The sequence below is a fragment of the Allomesorhizobium camelthorni genome, from assembly GCF_011045125.1.
Lineage (GTDB): Bacteria > Pseudomonadota > Alphaproteobacteria > Rhizobiales > Rhizobiaceae > Allomesorhizobium > Allomesorhizobium camelthorni.
The window spans coordinates 1-1,628 of record NZ_JAAKZF010000229.1 but is presented as its reverse complement, the minus strand read 5'-3'; the positions used below and the strand labels follow the sequence as shown (position 1 = coordinate 1,628).

Here is a 1,628-nt window from a genome sequence, read left to right as displayed (position 1 = left end):
CTTGTATGGGGAGGTTTTTGTCAACGATCTTTTTTCATTCATTCATGGCCTCGTTCGATTGGAGGGCTGGTCGATTGGTGACTAAAACGATGACGCTGGGCCAGCGGCATAACAGCAAAGCTTGGGACTGCGGTCGTCACGAACGTCGATGCCGAGGGGAGCCTGCCAGGTGCGAGACAATGTTCTCGCGTACTTGTATGCGGCGGGTGCTGAGACCCGGACCATGATGCAGTAATGCGCATCGCGAGCAAGGCTCCGGGGCGGCGGGACCATTCTTAATCACGGTGAAAAGCCCATGTGCCAAGCCGGTACGCCACCGCCTCGGATTATTGGGAACCCGGCGAGCTTGGCGCCGCAGGCTCCGATGGTTGGTCCTCTCCGTCTATGCTACGCAGCCGCACGCAGTGCGACGCCCTGCGGGATCTCGCCCATGGTGGCCATGCGCCAGAGCGCGATGAGCAGGCGCCGCGCGACGGCCACGATCATGGTCTTGCGCGTGCCTCCGCGACCATCCTCTGTCCGCTTCCGAAACCATTGCGCCAAAGCGCTATCCTTCTGGAACCGGAGAAAACGCCAGGCGAGCTGGATCATCCCGCGCCGCACCCGGGCATTGCCGGCTCTTGCGAGGCCTCGCTCGCGCCGTCGCGTGCCGCTCTCGTCAGGAGAGCCGGTGAGGCCAGCATAGCGCGCTACCGCCTTTCGATCCCGAAGGTTGCGGGACAAGACCTCGTGCACGAGCATATCCGCGGTCTCGATGCCGACGCCGATGACACTCGCGATCAGGCGAACCATCGCGTGAGGTCCCTTTTCGGCAGCCGCGGCCGTCTCCAGCTTGCGCAGACGTTCCTGCTCGATGGCCTTGATCTGCTCACGCACCAGACGTAGCCGCGCCATGTCGCGGCGGAACTCCGCCTGGGTGTTTTCAGGAAGAGGGATACCTTCCGCCGTGCGCAACGCAACGAGCTTTTCCTCCGCCTTGCGCAACGTCGGATTGAACCCACGGATTCCCAGGCGGGCCAGCGCCGCCTTCATGCGGTTGATGATGCGCGTGCGATCGCCGACCAGCTTTTCTCGCTCGCGGTTCGGCCGCTTGGCGTCTTCCTCTTCGATTGTCGGAATAGCCGCCATGCTGCAGTGGCGCTTTTCTCCACGCAGCCAGCCAAGGAAGGCGCGCATCAGCAGCTCCGTGTCGAGGCGATCGGTCTTCGCACGCCGGTGCTCACGCGACACGGCGACGCTCGATGGATGCATGACATAGGCTTCGATACCGCGCGTCCTGAGCCAGCGTGCCAGCCAAAAGCCGTCACGCCCTGCCTCGAAGGCGACAACGATGCGTTCGATCTCGCGCTCCAACTGGGCCGCTTCGTCACGCCAGCGATGGACAAGCCGCAACAGCCCATTCTCATCAGGCGCCAGCTTCTTCAGGGGGTGTCGTTCAACGCCCGGCAACATTCCCGCGACAAGCCAGCTCGATTGACTCATCTCGATAACGACGACGATTGTGCCTTCCTGGCAGAGGGTGGCGACGGACCGGCTCAGATCGTTTGATTGCGGCATGGGGGCTCTCCATCGAGTTGGTTGGAAGCGCCGAAAGTGCCACCTTCGCCGCCGGCCCCATAGCATCTTAA

At 62.8% G+C, this 1,628-nt stretch carries 1 protein-coding gene; it reads right to left on the bottom strand.

What is annotated here, in order from left to right:
• Positions 1-387: 387 nt before the first annotated feature.
• On the bottom strand, positions 388-1,557 hold the full coding sequence (locus G6N73_RS35495) for an IS110 family RNA-guided transposase (RefSeq protein ID WP_165034512.1): 1,170 nt from the start codon (positions 1,555-1,557) through the stop codon (positions 388-390).
• Positions 1,558-1,628: the final 71 nt, after the last annotated feature.